Annotated in this window: 15 protein-coding genes; 5 read left to right on the forward strand and 10 right to left on the reverse strand. The window is 44.3% G+C overall.

Annotated elements, in window-relative coordinates:
- Window positions 1–11 precede the first annotated feature (11 nt).
- A complete protein-coding gene (locus LVJ88_RS12525) occupies window positions 12–146 on the reverse strand; it encodes a hypothetical protein (protein WP_269844518.1) in 135 nt (44 codons plus the stop codon).
- Between LVJ88_RS12525 and LVJ88_RS01595 the strand changes: the two genes are divergently transcribed.
- The gene (locus LVJ88_RS01595; protein ID WP_085359798.1) at window positions 134–949 is read left to right on the forward strand and encodes a M48 family metallopeptidase; all 816 of its coding nucleotides are present in this window, start codon (window positions 134–136) and stop codon (window positions 947–949) included. The genes LVJ88_RS12525 and LVJ88_RS01595 overlap by 13 nt on opposite strands.
- Window positions 950–1,268: 319 nt before the next feature.
- On the opposite strand, the gene LVJ88_RS01600 is transcribed toward LVJ88_RS01595, so the two are convergent.
- The 8 genes from LVJ88_RS01600 to LVJ88_RS01635 form a co-directional block, all read right to left on the reverse strand.
- Window positions 1,269–2,273: a S49 family peptidase gene (locus LVJ88_RS01600; RefSeq protein WP_085359796.1), complete on the reverse strand. Its 1,005-nt coding sequence runs from the start codon at window positions 2,271–2,273 to the stop codon at window positions 1,269–1,271.
- A 114-nt stretch (window positions 2,274–2,387) separates the two neighbouring features.
- A complete protein-coding gene (locus LVJ88_RS01605; RefSeq protein WP_085359794.1) occupies window positions 2,388–3,800 on the reverse strand; it encodes a capsule biosynthesis protein in 1,413 nt (470 codons plus the stop codon).
- Window positions 3,801–3,849: 49 nt separating this feature from the next.
- Window positions 3,850–5,922, reverse strand: a complete 2,073-nt coding sequence (locus tag LVJ88_RS01610; protein ID WP_198941591.1) for a capsular polysaccharide biosynthesis protein — start codon at window positions 5,920–5,922, stop codon at window positions 3,850–3,852.
- A 32-nt stretch (window positions 5,923–5,954) separates the two neighbouring features.
- A complete protein-coding gene (galE, locus tag LVJ88_RS01615; protein ID WP_085418930.1) occupies window positions 5,955–6,968 on the reverse strand; it encodes a UDP-glucose 4-epimerase GalE in 1,014 nt (337 codons plus the stop codon).
- 57 nt (window positions 6,969–7,025) lie between these two features.
- Window positions 7,026–8,351, reverse strand: coding sequence for a glycosyltransferase family 2 protein (locus LVJ88_RS01620; protein ID WP_158087949.1), 1,326 nt, complete (start codon window positions 8,349–8,351; stop codon window positions 7,026–7,028).
- Between the two features lie 162 nt (window positions 8,352–8,513).
- Window positions 8,514–9,686, reverse strand: coding sequence for a nucleotide sugar dehydrogenase (locus LVJ88_RS01625; protein WP_085355988.1), 1,173 nt, complete (start codon window positions 9,684–9,686; stop codon window positions 8,514–8,516).
- Between the two features lie 50 nt (window positions 9,687–9,736).
- Window positions 9,737–11,824 carry a glycosyltransferase family 2 protein gene (locus LVJ88_RS01630; RefSeq protein ID WP_085359788.1) on the reverse strand — a complete coding sequence of 696 codons (2,088 nt, stop codon included), beginning with the start codon at window positions 11,822–11,824 and terminating at the stop codon, window positions 9,737–9,739.
- Between the two features lie 60 nt (window positions 11,825–11,884).
- Window positions 11,885–13,525, reverse strand: coding sequence for a hypothetical protein (locus tag LVJ88_RS01635; RefSeq protein WP_143773683.1), 1,641 nt, complete (start codon window positions 13,523–13,525; stop codon window positions 11,885–11,887).
- A 406-nt stretch (window positions 13,526–13,931) separates the two neighbouring features.
- On the opposite strand from LVJ88_RS01635, the gene LVJ88_RS01640 reads away from it, so the two are divergent.
- Genes LVJ88_RS01640 through LVJ88_RS01655 form a run of 4 tightly spaced genes read left to right on the forward strand, consistent with a single transcriptional unit; the run spans window position 13,932 to window position 17,779 of the window.
- The gene (locus LVJ88_RS01640) at window positions 13,932–15,113 is read left to right on the forward strand and encodes a polysaccharide biosynthesis/export family protein (RefSeq protein ID WP_085359784.1); all 1,182 of its coding nucleotides are present in this window, start codon (window positions 13,932–13,934) and stop codon (window positions 15,111–15,113) included.
- Between the two features lie 16 nt (window positions 15,114–15,129).
- A complete protein-coding gene (locus LVJ88_RS01645; RefSeq protein ID WP_085359782.1) occupies window positions 15,130–16,335 on the forward strand; it encodes a capsule biosynthesis protein in 1,206 nt (401 codons plus the stop codon).
- A complete protein-coding gene (locus LVJ88_RS01650; RefSeq protein WP_085418995.1) occupies window positions 16,335–17,132 on the forward strand; it encodes an ABC transporter permease in 798 nt (265 codons plus the stop codon). Before LVJ88_RS01645 ends, LVJ88_RS01650 begins: the two co-directional genes overlap by 1 nt.
- Complete coding sequence (locus LVJ88_RS01655; protein WP_085418994.1) at window positions 17,129–17,779, forward strand: ABC transporter ATP-binding protein; 651 nt, start codon at window positions 17,129–17,131, stop codon at window positions 17,777–17,779. Before LVJ88_RS01650 ends, LVJ88_RS01655 begins: the two co-directional genes overlap by 4 nt.
- 75 nt (window positions 17,780–17,854) lie before the next feature.
- On the opposite strand, the gene LVJ88_RS01660 is transcribed toward LVJ88_RS01655, so the two are convergent.
- Window positions 17,855–19,021, reverse strand: a complete 1,167-nt coding sequence (locus LVJ88_RS01660; protein WP_085355995.1) for an NAD(P)H-dependent flavin oxidoreductase — start codon at window positions 19,019–19,021, stop codon at window positions 17,855–17,857.
- Window positions 19,022–19,303: the final 282 nt, after the last annotated feature.

Here is a 19,303-nt window from a genome sequence, read left to right on the forward strand (position 1 = left end):
TTTTGGTTTTTTTAGGGCGTGTCGCCGTAATGCTTTCCGACGATACGCTTAAGATTCAGACGGCCTTTCCGAAAGAGTAGGAAGGCCGTCTGAAAAACAATCTCAGGTGCCATCAACACATTTAGGAGCAGGTATGAAATCAACATTTGCCTTACGCAGCGGTGCTTTGCTGTGTGCAGCCGTATTGGCCGTTTCGGGGTGTACTTCTGTGGCGGATATCGCCGGTTACGACAGCGCAACCTTAAATGAAGGTGCGGCAAAAAACTACGCCCAAGTGATGAATCAGGCGCGTAGCCAGCGTGCTTTGGATACGTCTTCCAAAACGGCCAAGCGTGTTCATGCGGTATTCAACCGCTTGAAACCCCATGCGGAACGGGCGAACCAAACCGGCGTTCCCTTCAAATGGGAAATGAGCGTGATCCGCTCCAACGAGCTGAATGCTTGGGCAATGCCGGGCGGCAAAATGGCTATGTACACCGGTTTGGTTGAGCGTTTGAAACTGAACGACGATGAAATCGCTGCCGTGGTCGGCCATGAAATGACCCATGCCTTGTTGGAACACAGCAAGAAAGCCATCGGCCAGCAGGTTTTAACCAATATTGCCGTTGGTGTGGGCGGTTCGGTGTTGGCAGCCAAAACAGGGGTAAGCAACGATACGGTTAATCTTTCCTCTGCCTTGTTGAGCGAATACGGCGTGAATATGCCGTTTTCACGCAGCCAAGAGCGTGAAGCCGATGCCGGCGGCGTGCGTTTGATGGCGGAAGCGGGCTACAACCCGCAAGCGGCGATTACGGTATGGGAAAAAATGGAAAAAGTAGGCGGCCACAGCCACGGTGCTTTGGCAACTTTGGCCTCGACCCATCCGTCTAATAAAGACCGTATGGAAGCCATCCGCAAAATGTTGCCTGAAGTGATGCCGATTTACGAGCGCAATAAACGCAGCCGCTAAGGCGCACTATCGGAACGCGTGCTTATTTAGTCAATCAACTTAAAAATAGTACATTCGTCATACTCGGGCTTGACTCAAGTATGGCGGAACGGTTGTTAAGTAAGTGATCTGATATACAAGTGAAATTTTTCTCTGTAATTTTTTCTCTGTAATGTTGCAGGGGCGGATATATCATCCGCCCCTGCGATTTTTTATTCAGCAAATAGTTTAGCCATACATAAAACCGGCAAGCCGTCTGAAAGATACTGTTCAGACGGCTTGCCGGTTTTACAGCGGGCAACTTATTTTCATCATGCGTTACCGCACGTTGCCGGAAAGATTACCAAATACGGTTGCCGACGGATTCGAGCAATGCCGAAGTTTCCGAACGCAGGCTGCGGCTGAGTAACTTTCTGAAGTTGTCTTCTTGTGTGTAATCCACCAGTACCGGTGCTTTGATCACATCGCGCGACACGCTGTATATGCTGCCGTAGTCGTCAATCAGGCCGATTTTTTTCGCTTCGTTGCCTGTGTAGATTCTGCCGCTGAATACATCGGGATTTTCTTTGTCTTTCAGACGGCTGCCCCTGCCCAGCTTCACGGCTTTGATAAATTCTTGATGGATGTCGGCCAGCATATTTTCCCAAATGCGGGTTTGCTCGGGGGTTTCAGGCGTAAAAGGATCGCCCATGCCTTTGTTGCTGCCGGCTGTTTTCAAACGGCGTTTCACACCTATTTTGTCCATCAGGCCGGTGAGGTCGAAGCCGCCCCCGATCACGCCGATACTGCCCACAATGCTGGTGGGGTCGGCATAAATTTTATCGGCCGCCGAAGCGATGTAGTAGCAGCCGGAAGCACACACATCTTCTGTTACCACATAAAGCGGAATGTTTTTGTGCTCCTCTTTCAGGCGGCGGATTTCGTTAAAGGCGATATTGGATACTACGGGCGACCCGCCGGGGCTGTTGGCCCGGATAATGATGCCTTTTACGCCCGAATTGCCATAAGCGGCTTCGAGGCTGTCTCTCAGCATGGCTACTTGGTCTTCGTCGTAATTGCCGCCGATTGCACCGTTGAGTGAAATCACGGCGGTATGTTCGCTGGATTTGGCGGCCATGAGCTGGTGTGTGCCGTCTGAATCGCTGCAAGAGTGCACGGCAACCGATAAGATCATCAATGTCCAAACAGAACGCCAGATATTGCGCCAAAAGCGGTTGCGGCGTTGTTCTTGATAAGAGGCCATTAAGGCATCACGCATCACTTTATGTTCCCAATTTGCGCCGGTTGCGGCGGGGGAGGTGTGCTCTGAGGGTGTTTGGCCTTCTTGAGGTATGCGGTATTGCATGTTGACAACTTCCTAAAATAAACCGGCTGCTATTTTAGTTTAATTGAGGCCGTCTGAAAACTTGACTTTCAGACGGCCTCAATTAAGGTATTACTTTGTCGGATATCAACTCAACTATTTCGATGTGCTGTGAATGTTGCGGATAGAAACATTGTGTAGGCCTTTTTTCTCAGGATAATGAGAAGAAGTCTTGTGGAGCGGAGAAGGAGAGGAGATTTGCAAATTTTCATATATAGGTACAGGCCAAGACAACGTAGCTTTTTCTCCGGTGTGGATACTCGGAAGAGTATTATCGAAAATTTCAGGAAAGTTAACCGTGCTGTAAAAATTACCATTAATCTGAGTGATGTTTATGTGGTACATCCGATAGGCGTGAAACAATTTCGGATCAGGTGGCGTTGGTCGTTTCCAAAATTCGGCTAGACACCCCTGAAATGTTATGCCTGGAATATCGTAATTTGCACGCCCCAACACTTTTACCGGCATATTGTGAATTAATGCGGAAATGCCGCTGGTACTATTCAGCGTGACCATGCCGATACCGTGTCGTAAAAATACGGGCAGAGGGGTATCATGAACATAAAAAACACGACCTTCCAGTTTGGGGTGTTGGCGGATAAATTGATCAATAGTTTTTCGGTAATCTGTAAACCCTCTGTCCATGGGATGATGCTTGACAATCAGATTGATATCCTTAGGTGCATGTGTTGCGAAAGAAGCTAATACATGTAACAAAAAATTGCGAACGGAAGAAAAATCGCTGTGTACGCGTACTTGACTATCGTTAAATACCTGTAGTGGCAGAATATAAAATTTTCCGTACTTTCCATCCTTGACCTCTTCGCTGAATTTACGGTCTTTGAATGCATAGGCTGCACGTTTTATACCTGAAATCATCCAAGAACGGATGTAGTTTGAAATACTGCTGCAACGGTGGTGGATGTAGTGCGGATAAAGTTTGCGTTTACTTCCCGAAGCCCAATAATAGCGAACAGCACATCTAGCCATAGGCATAAATCCGCCTTTTACAGCAGGTGGTGCCTGATAAGTTTGTTGGGTAAAACTGGCTAATTTATTCTCAAAGAAAGATGCTTCGCGAGGTAGAGTGGAAAAAGCATTAACACCGTTTTGCTCTAAGGTAACGTAGAAAGGGCGAAAATAACCTTCTTCAAAAACCCAAAAGCTAAGTCCGAACTTATCTGCTACTTGTTTGGCGGTAACATGATAAGGACGCGTGTCACCAAAGCATACTACGGCATCGATTTGATTTTCAGATATGAATCCAGCTAAAAAGTTAGGAAATGCTTGATAGGTATCCCGATAGGCAAATGTATTGTGGATATTTTGAGGGTAATAAACTTCATCACCGTGATTAAAATTGAGTTTAAACACAGTTTTATGGTGAGCCAAACGCAGCCAATCTCCAAAGTTTTTAAAGAAAGGTCCAATAGGGCCTTGCAATAATAAAATTCGCTGGTTTCGGAAAATCAAATTTTCCAAATTGCTTTTGGTGTGGATGATTCCCATAATGACAGTTTATAATTTTTATATAATAAATATAACTATAACATTTGTTTTATTTTAATAGTGAATAAATTTGCTTCAATTTTCCCCATTGCTTGCTAATAATGTGCTGGGGCAGCAAATCACTGTGTTGTAATTTTGTTTTCTGTTTAGTCAAAATGTTGATGGCCGTTGTAACGTCGGTGCGGTATTTAGTTTCGGGATTGATATAGTCAGGGTAATGTATCAATGTGCCCGCAATCAGTTCCCATAATGCTAACTTCCGCGTGCGGCGAGGAAGGTTCAGATAATCGTGAGTCAATCCCCAGCCAGCATAAAACGGTAGTCCGTAACAATGTACGGCTTTACCCCGCAATAAGGCTTCAAATCCGGACAGGGAAGTCATGGTATGCACTTCGCCGGCATACTTTAAGCAAGTGATGATGTCGCACTCGGTAACGGTTTGGTCGGCATAGCGTGATGCTTCTTCCGGCGGAATGGCGCCGACACGGTTGCCGCTCACAACATCGGGGTGGGGTTTGTAGATGATGTAGGCATCGGGATTCAGCCCGCGTACTTTTTTCAATAAACCCAAGTTAGTGCGGATTTCGGGTGAGCCGTAGCGGATGGAAGCATCGTCTTCTACCTGACCGGGAACCAGCAGCACTTTGCGGGAAGTGTCGGGAATGTTGAGCCGGCCTTTACCGACGTTATATTTGCTGATTTTAGACTCGGTTAATACACGTTGCAGATAGGAGGCCGTCTGAAAATCTTTTTGGGAAAAGGTTTGATTTTGCAGGATATGTTCCAAACGCGAAAGGGTGTTCGGGTTGAAATAGATACCCATATCGTCGGTAACCAGCGACAGGGGCGGCACGAGATTGGAGCCTAAACCGACGGAACGGACAAAGCCGTCTTCCATACGCAGCAGGGGCAGGTTGTGTTGGCGGGCGAAAGCGGTCACATCTTCATTGTCTGCACCCCATGCCAAAATTTTCGCATCGGCGGGCAATGTGAGTGATTTGAGTTTGCCGAACGATGAAATGAAATGCGGTCGGCAGGAGGGTACGTTTAAAAAGGGTTTGACTACCGCACGTTTCCAAAAAGTCATGCCGAGGCAGTAAAGATTGCCGCGGAGTTTCTCGTTTAGGCGGCGGGCCGAAGCTAGATAGTCGATAACGTCGAACAATGTACCGGTATCGCCGGTATTCGGATTGACATAGCGGCTGTACTGGAGATAGGCGGCGGCAAAAAGCCGGATCATGTTGCGGTTTGCCCGCCGGTTTTGCGCATACAGTTCGTGTACGGCGGGATGGCGGTCGTCGGAAATGCCCCAGCCTGCATACCAGGGCAGGCCGAAGGTTACGACGGGTTTTTCCATCATCATGGCTTCAAAACCCATTTGCGAAGTTACGCAATAAACTTTGTCTGCCTGCTCCAATAATGAAATGGGATTGATGTCTTCCGCCAGCACACGGACGTTGCCGGTCTGCAGGGAAATATCGGTTAAATAACCGCGCTTTTTACCGCTTAGTACGTCGGGGTGGGTTTTTACCCAGATTTCCGCATCGGGGTTTTCGGACAAGGCCGTCTGAAACATATGCTTGAAGGTGTTTTCATCGGCACTGCCGTATTTGACGGCCATATCGCCCGCGGTTTGATCAATCACCAAGACGGTCTTTTTTTCAGACGGCCTTCGGGGATTCGGATTGGCGGGATATTCTGGTGCGTGGTTGTATTTGGACAGTTTGTTGTCAAGAATAAGCTTGATGGCTTTTTCTGCATCGTCCAATATTTCAGACGGCATGGTATCTGCATTGAGAATCAGCTGTTCCAAACGCGAAGGGCGGGTGGTGTCGTAATAAATACCGGTATCGTCGAAGACTACGGAATAGGGCGGCCAGCCTTCTACGCCCAAGCCCAGTGAACGCAGAAAGCCGTCTTCCAAAGCGATAAAAGGAAGGTGGTGTTTGGCGGCGTAGTCACGGGCTTTTTTGTTGGTGGGCAGTAAGCCCCAATCCACTATGCACTCTGCCTTCGCCTTGTCTTTGGTGACGGCAAGTTCGGGCAAAAAGGCTGTAAGATAGGGCAGCTTGCGCACGCCTTGGGCGCGGATGCCTTTAGTGAAAATAAACGCTGTGTTCACTTTGCAATATCCGTTTGAAACGCTGATCAAAATTATTCATAGCCGTTGGGGTTGAGGGATTGCCAACGCCAGGCATCAGACATCATTGCGCTTAAATCGCGTTGTGCCTGCCAGCCGATTTCCCGGGTGGTATGGGAAGGGTCGGCAAAGCAGACGGCAATATCACCGGGGCGGCGGGGATTAATTTGATAAGGTACGTTTAAACCGGAAGCTTGTTCGAAAGCATGGAGAACTTCTAATACGGAATAGCCGTTACCTGTGCCCAAGTTAAAGATATGGATACCCGGGCAGTTGTTTTTAGCTTCCATAGCTTTCAGATGGCCTTCTGCTAAATCTACAACATGGATATAGTCACGTACGCCCGTGCCGTCTGAAGTTGGATAATCGTTGCCGAAAATGGATAAATAAGGCAGTTTGCCGGCAGCCACTTGGCAGATGTAAGGCAGCAGATTATTGGGGATGCCGTTGGGCTGTTCGCCGATAAGCCCGCTTTCATGAGCACCTATGGGATTGAAATAACGCAAAAGTACCATACTCCAGCGGGGATCTGATTTCTGGATATCAGAAAGAATACGCTCAACCATATATTTGGAAGTGCCGTAAGGGTTTGTGGTATCTCCGGTAGGCATATCTTCAGTAATCGGTGTGCGTAAAGGGTCGCCGTAAACAGTGGCTGAAGAGCTGAATACCATGTTGAAAATGCCTGCCGAGGCCATTTCTTCAGTAAGAATCAGGCTGCCGACGACATTGTTTTCATAATACTTGAGCGGATTTGTGTTGCTTTCGCCTACTGATTTCAGGCCGGCAAAGTGCATGACGGTATTTATGCCGTGTGCTGCAAAAATTTCACGCAGCAGTTTGCGGTCGCGGATATCTCCTTCATAAAAAGTAACGTTTTGTCCTGAAATACGTTTGAGCCGCGGTAGAATTTTTGCTGATGAATTGCACAGGTTATCCAAAATAACAACTTCGTAATGTGCTTTTAATAGTGATAAGGCTGTATGTGAGCCTATAAAGCCCGTTCCCCCTGTAATCAGTATTGTCATAATGTGTTTCCCATTTTTAGTTTGAAAATTACGAAGACCCCAACGATTTGATGGTTTTTAATATTCGGTAAGTTTGTTTTTGCAGTACAAAACATCTTCGGGGTTAACCCTTAAGCTTTGTGGTGCAGTAAATTGCCGAGCACCGCTGTATTGATGTGAAACATAAGGCATAAGCTTGTTTTTTATGCATTCCAAATGCCAGCTTCTCCATGATTCCCAATAATTCAGACGGCCTGCCGATATGCCTTGGGCGTTGTAGCCGGTATCCGGAGCGGTCATCAGCGAATCGGAGCGGTGTGCGCCGAATGTTAATGGTTTGTTGACCGACAATACGGCGCGTTTCCCGAAAGCCAGTTTGATGCGCTCTAAAAATTCACTATCCGCTCCAGTGCGCACCCAATCCCATGAACCTATGCGGGAAATGACGGCTTCTTTGCGGAAAAGCGGTGAGGCCGGATTGAGACGGGTTAAAGGGTAGATGAGTCTTGCATAATAACGGCCGTCATCCTGAATGCGTACCCAGCGGGAGGTGGTACAGACCAGATTCGGATTATCCAGCAGAGGCTGTATTTGATACTCGATTTTTCGCGGATGAGCCCAGTCGTCGGAATCTTGGCAGGTAACAAACTCGCCTTCGGCATATTGAAGGCCAATGTTTTTTGCGGCAAACGTGCCGATGTTGAGAGGCAGTTTGAGATAGCGTACACGCGAATCTTTCTGCATCCAGCCGATGATGACTTCGCTTGTCGCATCGCTGCTTGCGTCGTCAATGACAATAATTTCCAAATTCCGGTAGGTTTGTTTCAATAAGGATTCTATAGCTGCATTGATTCTTTTTTCGTTTTGGTAGGCGGTTACCAAAATGCTGACCAGCGGGCCGGTTGCCGTGTGCTGGCAGGGGCAATCCAGATTCATTACGTTTGGAGGGATGTTATCATTCTTCAGGTATACGGGCTCTAAACTGTAATGGTTCAGGTATTGGTTTGTATCGGCCAATTGTTTTTGCGTTGTTGCGGCTGTGTTGGCTGCCAGCAGATACAGCTCGGGATGATGGGCTGCTTGTCCTTCTCGAATAGCTGAGGAAGTAAATTTTTCAGCCTGCTCGTGTTTGCCGGTACGGGCAAGCAGGTACGGGTATAATTTTGATGCCGAAGGATTGCCGGCCCGCTCCAAGAGGGTCAAAGCATGGGCGGGCAGGAAAGGAGCGAAAATACCGGCATAAATATGGCTGCTTTTTGTGCCGGAATTGCTTTGGTTGATGAAAACTTGAGCCAATTCTTCCGCCTCTTTAATACGGCCGCACCCGGCCATCGAAGCAATGTAAGCGGCTTGTGCCAAACGGTTTTTAACCGGATACGGCTGTCGGGTTGCGTGTCGGTGCATACCCAGCTTGTGATGCACGTAACACAACCATTCCGGTTGGTGTTTATACCGCTCTGCGTGTGACGATATTTTCAGAAAATCTTTTGTCTGAATTAAATATCGCAAATAAATGTACAGCAAACCATTCAGCATTGCTTTTACCTTGCCAGTTTGTATGGTGCTTCAAGCATCTGTGCCCGATAAATCGCGGCTGTACACTTTATCTAAAACGTCATTCAGGTCGTCGGTGATCCGATTGGCGACAATGATATCTGCCTGTTGTTTGAATTCTGCTAAATCGTGCATGACCGGCGAATGGAAAAAATGACTCTCTTGCAGTACGGGTTCGTAAACAATGACATGGATACCTTTGGCTTTTAAACGCTTCATGATGCCTTGAATCGAAGAAGCTCGGAAATTATCGGATCCGGATTTCATTACCAAGCGGTAGATGCCAACCGTTTGAGGTTTTCTGCGCAGAATGTCTTCTGCGATAAAGTCTTTTCGAGTACTATTGGCTGAAACAATCGCTTGAATCATGTTTTGAGGTACATTTTGATAGTTGGCGAGTAACTGCTTGGTATCTTTGGGCAGGCAGTAGCCTCCGTAGCCGAAACTCGGATTGTTGTAATGTTTGCCGATACGGGAATCCAAGCATACGCCGTCAATGATTTTCTGGGTATCCAAGCCGTGTATTGCTGCGTAAGTATCTAATTCATTGAAGTAAGCAACACGCATGGCCAGGTAGGTGTTAGCAAACAATTTAATGGCCTCTGCTTCTGTGTTGTTGGTTAACAGTATGGGTGCATCCGGTTTCAATGAGGCGTCACGTAACAGTTCGGCAAATTTTTTTGCTTTTTCAGAGTGCTCGCCAACAATAATCCGGCTTGGATGAAGGTTGTCGTATAAGGCTTTGCCTTCCCTTAAGAATTCGGGTGAAAAAATAATGTTTTCTACATTCAATTCCTGTTTTAACCGCTCTGTAAATCCGACCGGTACGGTAGATTTTATGATGATGATTGCATTTTGATTGATGGAAACAGCATCGCGCACCACCGATTCTACTGACGCGGTATTGAAATAATTGCTGACAGGGTCGTAATCGGTAGGGGTGGAAATGATGATGTAATCCGCCCCGCAATAAGCTTGCTCTTTATCTGTTGTTGCACTGAAATTCAAAGGCTTTTCGGCCAAATAGTGCTCGATTTCGGCATCAACAATAGGAGATATTTTACGGTTAAGTAAGCCTACTTTTTCTTCATTGACGTCTAAGGCAACCACTTCGTTATGCTGCGCCAAAAGAACTGCATTAGATAATCCGACGTATCCCGAACCGACGATAGTTATTTTTCTCATTTTTATAGTTCTCTAAAGGTAATTAAGTTGTAAAAGCAAACCGCATGCCATTATTGATTTAATTTAAAGACATATTTTCTACTTGCATCATCCGAGTCTTGAGGGCTGTATTCATATGTATTTTGGAATTGGCGTTTCAAGGAGGCATTAACTACTTTGAAATGGTTTATTTTTTGAAGTCCCAATTTTTTAATCGAAGTATTTTCGCCATGTAAAACGCGGTTGTAGCAAATTTTATTTAAATGTTTAAATTCGCCCACTTCACTCAATTTTAGGTAGATATCGTAATCAACGGCATTGGTAATGGTTTCATCGAATCCGTCTGTTAAGTACCAAGCTCGTGCTGAAAACATCCGGAAATGATGGACAATCATAGCGGTGGTTAATTTTTCACGTGAAAATTCAGGCCAGTTATATCCTTTGGCAATCAATGTTCCGTCAGGATTTACATTGCGGTTGGTTGTATACACACAAGCTAATTTCCGGTTTTTAATAAACTCATTCAGACAAAGCTCAACGGCATCTGGTTCTAGGTAGTCATCTGAATCCAATTGCCCAATATAAAATCCCTTTGCCATTTTTACTGCGGCGTTTGATGCAGATGCGATACCTCCGTTTTTCTTGGTCATAATGCGTACGCGAGGATTTTTACCATAATGATTGTGTAAAACTTCTAAAGTATCATCAGTCGATCCATCGTCGCAAATACAAACTTCTAAATCTGTAATGGTTTGATTTAATGCGCTATCTACACAGCGAACAATATGAGTAGAGCAATTGTAGGCAGGGATGTAGATAGATACCAAAGGTACTTTATGTATCACACTCAACGTTAAAGGAGAGGGTTTACGATAAAAATAAGGTACTTTTTCTTTAACGATATTGATGGTAATTTTTTTGCCTTCTTCACGGTCTGTTTCGTTTTCTTTTCCGGGAGGTTCTTGGTGATATGCCATACCACCGTTTACGGCTTGGAAAAAACAGCCTTTTTTAAATAGACGGTAGCCGAATTCATTATCTTCTCCGCCCCAATGGGTAAATTCTTCATCAAACCAACCGGCAATATCTAGCCATTTTTTTGCAAATGCAACGTTGCCCCCGCTAAAAAAACGGAAAGGAGTATCGCAAAGGCGCAGATTGTCAGTTTTTGCAAAATGCTCTAGTCGCCAGTCGATAGAAGAAGTACCATTTTGTTTGCTACCGACTATATTATTAGTCTGAGTTTCAGGTAAATTAGATACAAGGTTTCTATCGGCTAAAAAATCCTTAGCTGATAGACCGTGTGTATCAACATACTTTCTAGGACCAATCAGAGCGATATTGTCATTCTCCAGTAAACGCTCAAGATAGGACTGCACCCATTCAGGATTGGGAGCCATGTCACAATCTAAGATGGATACATAGTCATATTTTGCAGTCCTTAGCCCCAGATTTCTCACGGCACATAATTGATAGCCGTTATCTGGCTGTCGTACATATTTAATGTCTAAAGACGTTTCGTACTTCTTAACGACATCAACTATTTGCTGATGACTTCCGTCATCGGCAACGATTACTTCAAAAGAAAATTTGGTTTTTTGGTTGACTAAACAGGCTAAGGTAATATCTAAAATCCAGTTGCGATTAAATGTAGGCACGATGACAGATAAGCCAATATTATTTTTTGTATCATGATTATTGATGTCTACACTTTGTCTTTTTTTTAACCACAGAAAATCATTTGGTCCTTCGGGCAAGGGGGCAAGTTTCAGATCTTTAGGCCAATCAGATGGAATAAGGCTTACTTTTTTATGTTCGGCATCTTCTGATTTACGTTGGGTTATTTGTTTCCATGTGTCTATCAAGTGATTACGTTGTGAATCTGAAATTGATAAAGCTCCCTGATTATTTAATAAGATGATCGTAGCAGGATCTAAGCTATCAATAGTTTGAATTTGCTGGGATTCTGCAGTTTTGATTGATTTGTCATTAATAGCTTTAGTCGAGATATTACCCTTTAATGCTTCAAGGCATTTTTTTATGTGCAAGGAGACGACTTTTTCTCCATAAATATTAGATGCTTGCCGAAATAACGGTAGGGCATCTTGAAAATTATGATTGTTGTAGCAGGAAATTGCTCGGCTTAATATTTTTTCCATGGGGAGATTCCCGTAATGCTGATTTTTATATCAAAATAAAAATATATAAAAGTAGTTTAATCAGACAGCTACTTTATTTTTATTTCTTTTAAATTGTCTCGCCGTATTCGCCAAAACGAAAGGTGTAAAAATCCATTTTAGAGGGTTACGTACACAAACTAAAAAACTTTGGCCCAGTTGGTATGAAAGGTGTTTGTGGACACGGTTAATATCTGCAGCATCGTTGTAGAAATGAACCGGTGGTAGTTCTTGAGCTTGTTCTTTTTGTCGTTTTGCGGTCAACTTAGTTGTTCTAATCAAGGCAAAAGGCATTTTGAAACAGCCGCCGATACTTTTGCTGCAATAAATCATAGTTGCGCCCAGTTGGTAAGGCAGTTCGTTTTTTACACGCTCTGCAGCACCGTAATAAACAGGTCGTGCTGCCAAACGCTGTTTTTCCAAATGTGTTTCTTCTAATTTTTCTTGCACAAGATGGAGTTGCTCGAGCAAAAGAGCGTTTTCTTCTTCCAATGTGGATTGGGTGTTTTGCAGACGGAGGATGTCTTTCTGTGCTGCGTCGGATTTTGCGGTGAACGAGTCAATTTTTTCTTTCAAATTCGATTTTTCTCTTTCTAATTGTGTTTGTTTTTCTTTCAAGCTCGATTTTTCTCTTTCTAATTGTGCTTGTGTTTGCAAGGCAGCTTCTATCTTTTGTTTATATTCAGATGTAAGCGTTTCTGCCTGTTTTAATTTTTGTTCGGTTTGTCTGTGTGATGTGCAGGCTGCTTCAAGTTGTTTCTCAGTTTGCTGTAATTGTTCTGAAAGTATTTCAAGATTGTTTTTGCCGGTTAGGTTATTAGTAATCAACTGCAGTTGCTCTTGTCGTTGATGAAGTATTGCCTGCCATGCCCATAAAATTTTTTCACGGGAGGAATTTGTGCTGTCTGATGCAGGTTTAAGTGGCAGGGTGGCATTTTGTTGCAGTTTTTCGTATAACTTCATTGCTTCACTATTTTTATCAATTAGCAGGTCTGCGAGAAATGTAGTTAAACCCTTTTGAATGTCATGGCGTGAGGCATTGCTTGAGCTTGTGCTGTTGGATTCAGTTGACTGCGTAAGCAGTTTGGCCGGTTTGTTTTTTTTGATCTGCCAAGGTGCTTCTATGTGCCGGGAAATCTGTTTTAAGTATTTTTTGGTCGTGCGCTGCGCTTGTTCGCTATGGATCAACAAGCAGCGGTCTTGGTTGCTGGTGTAAAAGTCCAAAAGGCTTTCGTTGTACTCTGACCATTCTTGTAGTTTTTTTTCCAGAGTTTGGCCGGTTAAAGTTTGCTGAGCGGGGTGTACCAAGACGCTATGGGGTGTGTCATACACTAAAATAAAATGTATAGAAGTGTCGACATCGCGCCAGTACTCCAGTAGTTCGAGTGCTTGTGGGTCAGACCAGCCCCATAAGGTCTGCTCCATATTGCTCAAAAATAAGTCTATGGCCAAAGTATTCCATATGCCGCTGATTTGACGTTGTGTGATTTTTTTTGTTGTTGATGTAATGCGTTCAGATGGCCGTGTTGATTTGGCAGACTGTAGTAGGAGTCTGTTTATTTCTATGGGAGTCAAACTGTCACGTTTGGATGGGAATGCTTGTTTCATCCCATGTTGGTGCAAAAGTGTTTCTACTGCCTGATGGTTAGAGTCAGGATGTCCAATGATGATAATTTTAGCCATTTTGCTTATCCCCTTTGGTACTGTTGTTGGTTGAATCAAAACTGGAGGAAGGTAAATTGTTAAATTCTCTTAACTTTATATAACAAATGATTTGACGATTTTGTTCTAATTTTTTATTGGCTGATTTTTAATGTATTTTCCTGATTTAAAAATCAGCCAATATGATAAATGTATGAGTAAAGTGCATTTTGCATACATATATTAACCTTATTTTTCTTTCCCTTGATGTTTTTTTTTCGATATTATATAAAAAAAATCTTTTTTGGTATAGTATCTGAAAATATTATTTTAAAAAATTAATATTGTTAAATTTTTAATTTTTAAATAGATTTTCATTATAGTTTTATTCAATTAGTTGATTTATAGGAAAAATATTGAATCTTTTCGGATTTTGAATGGCATTTTTATGATAAATAGAAGTATTTTTTCGCTTTTTTTATTAAGTGGCTGCGTTGTTGCTCTGCTTACTTCATGTGCTGCGCTGCCGGCTTCGGGGCCGGCCTACCGTAATACCATCTCCTTAAAAGAAACTGCAGCCAGTCACTCTGTTCCTGCGGTTGAGTGGGTAGATGTGTCTGAGTCAATTATTGGTAGTTTGAATAACTCTGCAGAAAAGCAATCATTTAGGAGTTTATTGCAACACTTAGACAGGCCTGCCGGAGCGGTAGGTGAAGGGGACATCTTGGATATCGCTATTTGGGAGGCGCCACCGGCACTGTTGTTCGGCGGCGTATTGACTTCGCAAGGCTCGGGAAATGCACACGTGATGAAATTGCCTGAACAGATGGTGGGATCAGACGGCAAAATCAGCGTACCTTTTTTAGGTTTAGTGTATGTAAAGGGGAAAACACCGGCAGTTATTCAATCTGAGATTTCAGGCCGTCTGAAAAAAATGGCTAACCAGCCTCAGGTTATGGTGCGGTTGGTTAAGAATAATTCGACTAATGTGTTGGTTGTGAAAGCAGGCAATACTATCCGTATGCCGTTGACTGCTCATGGTGAGCGCGTTTTGGATGCTGTAGCGGCGGCCGGTGGCGTGGCTGATAATGTGCGGGACGTGTCTGTACAACTGACTCGAAAAGGGGTAGTGAAAACGCTGGCATTCGAGACATTGATCGAAAAGCCTTCGGAAAATGTGTTACTGGAAACAGGGGATGTTGTGACCTTGCATTCAAACCCTCTCAGTTTTACCGCATTGGGAGCGGTAGGGAAAGTGCAGCAATTCCGGTTTGCTGCAAAGGGTTTGAGCTTAGCTGAAGCTTTGGGGCTGGTGGGTGGAACTTCAGACCGTAGAGCTGCTGCACAAGGTGTGTTTGTGTTCCGTTATCAGCCTTTATCGCTGTTGAAGCCATCAGAGCAAGATAAATGGATCGCAAAAGGATATAAATCGGAATCGGATATACCGGTTGTGTACCGCATAGACTTATCAGATGCCCGATCATTGTTTTGGATTCAGAAGTTCCCTATGCAAGACAAAGATATTTTGTATGTGGCAAATTCACCGTTGGCGGAAATGCAGAAGTTTTTGCAATTTGTGTTTTCACCGGTAGTTAGTGGTGTTGGCAGTATCAATAATTTAGGTAATTAACCGGGGAACATGCAAAATGCTTGAACAAGAAAAAACGGATATATTGAAAAGTGGTCAATCGGAAGTTGTGAAATCACAAGTGGTACAACAACCGGCTGAGAAAGTGAATAAACCAAAGAAGAAGCGATGGTTGAAAAAAAAGTTCAGTAAACTTTTTTGGGCTATTGTTATTTTACCGACGATATGTGCCACAGTATATTTTTCTATTTGGGCTTCGGACAGATACGTTTCGGAATCCAGTTTTGTAGTGCGCGCGGCACATAATCAACCTTCTGTATCCGGTATCGGAGCATTGTTGCAAGGAGCCGGTTTTAGTCGTTCCCAAGACGATACTTATACAGTAAGAGAGTATATGGGATCACGTTCAGCTTTGGATGAGTTAGGTAGAACTATTTCTGTTCGAGCATATTACGAAAAGAAAGGGGATATTTTCAGTCGTTTCAATGGATTTGGCTTATGGGGAGAAAGTGAAGCCTTTTATCAATATTTTAAAGATAAAATCAACATTGATTTTGATCCCATTTCAGGTATTTCCGTATTAAGTGTTGAATCTTTTGATGCCCAAGAATCACGGCAGATTAACGCTGCTTTGTTAAGTAAAGGAGAAGAGTTAATTAACAAACTTAATACACGTGCGCGTAAAGATACCATTGAGCAGGCACAGCAAAATGTAGCAATAGCGGAAGAGCGGGTAAAAAAAGCAGCAGAGGAAATCGCGGTTTACCGTATTGAAAACGGGATTTTCGATTTGAAAACACAATCTGAAGCACAAATGAGTTTGGTATCGAAACTTCAGGATGAATTGATCGTCATTCAAACGCAATTGGATCAAGTTAAGGCCATTACACCGGAAAACCCTCAAATCTCAGGTTTACAGGCGCGTGAAAAAAGCCTGAAGCGGGAAATCAAGCAGCAGATGCAGACGATTTTAGGTAGCTCCGATACTTCTATTGCCGCCAAAGCGGCGGCCTATCAGCGTTTGTTTCTTGAAAATGAGTTGGCTGAAAAGCAGCTGGCAGCCGCGATTGTTTCTCTGGAAAATGCTAAAGCCGAGGCTGATCGGAAGCAGTTATATTTAGAAATTGTTTCCCAACCAAGTCAGCCGGATATGGCGGAAAGGCCGCGCCGGTTTTATAACATCATTGCAACATTTTTTATCGGTTTGATACTTTACGGGATTATCAGCTTGCTTGCTGCAGGCGTGAGGGAGCATAAAAACTGATGAAAGCACTACACGAAACGTCATTTCGAGAATCGTTAGTGATTCAACTTAGGGTGATCGGTGCACTATTGATGCGCGAGATTATTACACGTTACGGGCGGAATAACATTGGCTTTTTATGGTTGTTTGTAGAACCTTTACTGATGACTCTTTTGATCGTAATTGCATGGAAGTTTTTAAAAGCTGATCATCTTTCGTCTTTAAATATTGTGGCTTTCGTGCTGACTGGATACCCTATGGCAATGATGTGGCGTAATGCTTCCAGCCGTTCGATCGGTGCTATTTCAGCCAATGCAACATTGCTTTATCACCGTAACGTAAAGATATTGGATACGATATTTGCTCGTGTGTTGTTGGAGGTAGCAGGTGCTACCGTTGCACAGATTGCTATCATGGTAGTGTTAGTTACACTGAGATGGGTAGCTGTTCCAAATGATATTTTTTATATGTTTTTGGCATGGGTGCTTATGGGTTTATTCGCACTCAGCTTGGGTTTGATAGTGTGTTCAATAGCGTTTAAATTTGAAGTTTTTGGTAAACTTTGGAGTACTTTGAGTTTGATTATGTTGCCTATTTCAGGTGCTTTCTTCTTCCTATCTTCTTTGCCTTATCAAATTCAGTCTTATTTTAAGTGGATTCCGATGGTACACGGTACGGAAATGTTCCGGCAGGGTTATTTCGGCAGTGCGGCAAATACGTTGGAAAACCCGTGGTATTTGTTATTGTGCAATTTGGTCATGTTGTGGATAGGATTGGCAATGGTGGCTAAATTCAGCAAGGGGGTGGAACCCCAATGATTTCTGTTGAACATGTGTATAAAAAATATCAGACACGATTGGGCTGGCGGACGGTGTTGGAGGATATCAATTTTCAGCTCGAAAAAGGCGAAAAAATCGGTATCCTAGGCCGGAACGGGGCGGGCAAATCCACACTGATACGCTTGATCAGCGGTGTGGAACCGCCCACCGAGGGCGAGATTAAACGCACGATGAGCATTTCTTGGCCGTTGGCGTTCAGCGGGGCGTTTCAAGGCAGCCTTACCGGTATGGATAATTTGCGCTTTATCTGTCGGATTTATAATGTTGATATCGATTATGTGAAGGCGTTTACGGAAGAGTTTTCCGAGCTGGGGCAATATCTGTATGAGCCGGTAAAACGCTATTCTTCTGGTATGAAGGCACGGCTGGCATTTGCATTATCGCTGGCGGTGGAGTTCGACTGTTATCTGATTGACGAAGTGATTGCGGTGGGCGACTCGCGTTTTTCGGAAAAATGCCGCTACGAGCTGTTTGAGAAGCGTAAAGACCGCTCGATTATTCTGGTGTCGCACAGCCCGAGTGCGATGAAGCAATATTGCGACAATGCCATGGTGTTGGAAGCGGGCAGGCTGCATCAGTTCGATAATATGGATGATGCTTACCAATACTACAATACTCATATTTGAGTTTATATCTGTTTTATAAAGATGCCGTCTGAAATCTTTTCAGACGGCATCTTTATATTTATAAATAAAAAACAGTTATGCCTTTTCGGGGACGGAGCCTTGCAAGAGATATTGAATTGTTTCGCGCACGCTCTTGATGGCGTTTCCGAAGGGTAAAGGGTCTTTGCCTCTGAAGAATAAGCCTTTATCGACTTCACCGCGCCAAGCGGCGGCCAGTTGGATGTCGATACAGAATTGACCCACTTTATCTAAGCCGTCGCGCAGGCCGCATACGGAAAGGCAGTTGAGACCTTGCGTGCAGCGGCGTGAATCGGCTTTGGCATTGGCTTGCAGCTTTGCTTCGCGTTTGATGTAGCTTTCTAGAAATTTAGTGCGCACGCCGCGGGCGGGCAGGCCGGCAACCGACATAAATTCGACGACTTGCTCAAGCGGTGCGCCGGCCAAAGTTTTTTTGAAATTTAAGTGTGCATCGCCTTCTTCGGTTACGGCGAACGCGGTGCCGATTTGTACGGCAGAAGCTCCCCATGCTTTTAAGGCGGTGGTGATTTTGTCGAAATTGGCCATGCCGCCGGCAAGAATCAAAGGTATTTTTTCGCTTTCCAGCCCCAGTTTTTTAAAAACTTCGCAGGTTTCCTCAATAACGCGTTTGAACTCGAATTTTTCATCGTTCACGCCGTCTACGGTCATTGCGCCGAGATGGCCTGCGGCATGTGCGGGGTGTTCGATCACAATCGCATCGGGCAGTATGCCTTTTTTCATCCAGCGTTTGAGCACAATATTGATGCCGCGCGATTCGGAAAGAATGGGCAGCAAGGCAATATCTTTATGGTAGCCTTCAGTCATTTCGGGCAGGTCAAGCGGCAGGCCCGCGCCCATCACAATCGCATCTGCGCCCGATTCGCATGCCTGGCGCACTAACGCTTGGTGGTCTTTAACGGCTTTCATCACGTTTACGGCAATGATGCCTTTGCCTTCGGCATCTGCTTTCGCTTTGCGGATTTCTCTGTCAAGAGCAATATGGTTGAGTTTGCAGTATTTTTCTTCGGAAGGGTTGATTTTCGACTCGGCCAGCAAGTCTTCATGCAAATGGCGCAAATCTACGCTGGCAATCGTGCCGACGCCGTTTTCGCGGGCCACTGCGCTGGAAAGTTTGGAAGCGGATACGCCTACGCCCATTCCGCCCTGCACAATCGGAATCAGTGATTTGCCGCGAATAAACAAGGGATCGAAGCTGTGTTGCATGAATAGGTTTCCTTTATAGTTAAATGCGGATTTTATGATTGACTATGGAGCGGCTGTGGCAGGTGATGAAGCACCAAGCCGTAGGGTATTTTTAGATTAGGCATTATACTCTAATTTAAATCTAAATTAGAGTAGAACTATAGTTATTTTTTTGGAGAGTGTGTAAATTTGCTTTACCGCCATGAAGCCGGATATTTCATGGCGGTAAAAATTGAGAAAAATACTCTGAAATTCAATTGTTTGGTTTTCTTTGAGGGTGGTAGGTTCAGGCGTGTGAGGCCG

This window comes from Neisseria dumasiana (assembly GCF_022870885.1).
GTDB lineage: Bacteria > Pseudomonadota > Gammaproteobacteria > Burkholderiales > Neisseriaceae > Neisseria > Neisseria dumasiana.

Bases quoted from the DNA above. Each gene is read 5' to 3' on its own strand.
- LVJ88_RS01595 (WP_085359798.1), top strand. From the start codon at position 134: ATGAAATCAACATTTGCCTTACGCAGCGGTGCTTTGCTGTGTGCAGCC.
- LVJ88_RS12525 (WP_269844518.1), bottom strand. From the start codon at position 146: ATGTTGATTTCATACCTGCTCCTAAATGTGTTGATGGCACCTGAGATT.
- LVJ88_RS01600 (WP_085359796.1), bottom strand. From the start codon at position 2,273: ATGCAATACCGCATACCTCAAGAAGGCCAAACACCCTCAGAGCACACC.
- LVJ88_RS01605 (WP_085359794.1), bottom strand. From the start codon at position 3,800: ATGGGAATCATCCACACCAAAAGCAATTTGGAAAATTTGATTTTCCGA.
- galE (WP_085418930.1), bottom strand. From the start codon at position 6,968: ATGACAATACTGATTACAGGGGGAACGGGCTTTATAGGCTCACATACA.
- LVJ88_RS01620 (WP_158087949.1), bottom strand. From the start codon at position 8,351: ATGCACCGACACGCAACCCGACAGCCGTATCCGGTTAAAAACCGTTTG.
- LVJ88_RS01625 (WP_085355988.1), bottom strand. From the start codon at position 9,686: ATGAGAAAAATAACTATCGTCGGTTCGGGATACGTCGGATTATCTAAT.
- LVJ88_RS01630 (WP_085359788.1), bottom strand. From the start codon at position 11,824: ATGGAAAAAATATTAAGCCGAGCAATTTCCTGCTACAACAATCATAAT.
- LVJ88_RS01635 (WP_143773683.1), bottom strand. From the start codon at position 13,525: ATGGCTAAAATTATCATCATTGGACATCCTGACTCTAACCATCAGGCA.
- LVJ88_RS01640 (WP_085359784.1), top strand. From the start codon at position 13,932: ATGATAAATAGAAGTATTTTTTCGCTTTTTTTATTAAGTGGCTGCGTT.
- LVJ88_RS01645 (WP_085359782.1), top strand. From the start codon at position 15,130: ATGCTTGAACAAGAAAAAACGGATATATTGAAAAGTGGTCAATCGGAA.
- LVJ88_RS01650 (WP_085418995.1), top strand. From the start codon at position 16,335: ATGAAAGCACTACACGAAACGTCATTTCGAGAATCGTTAGTGATTCAA.
- LVJ88_RS01655 (WP_085418994.1), top strand. From the start codon at position 17,129: ATGATTTCTGTTGAACATGTGTATAAAAAATATCAGACACGATTGGGC.
- LVJ88_RS01660 (WP_085355995.1), bottom strand. From the start codon at position 19,021: ATGCAACACAGCTTCGATCCCTTGTTTATTCGCGGCAAATCACTGATT.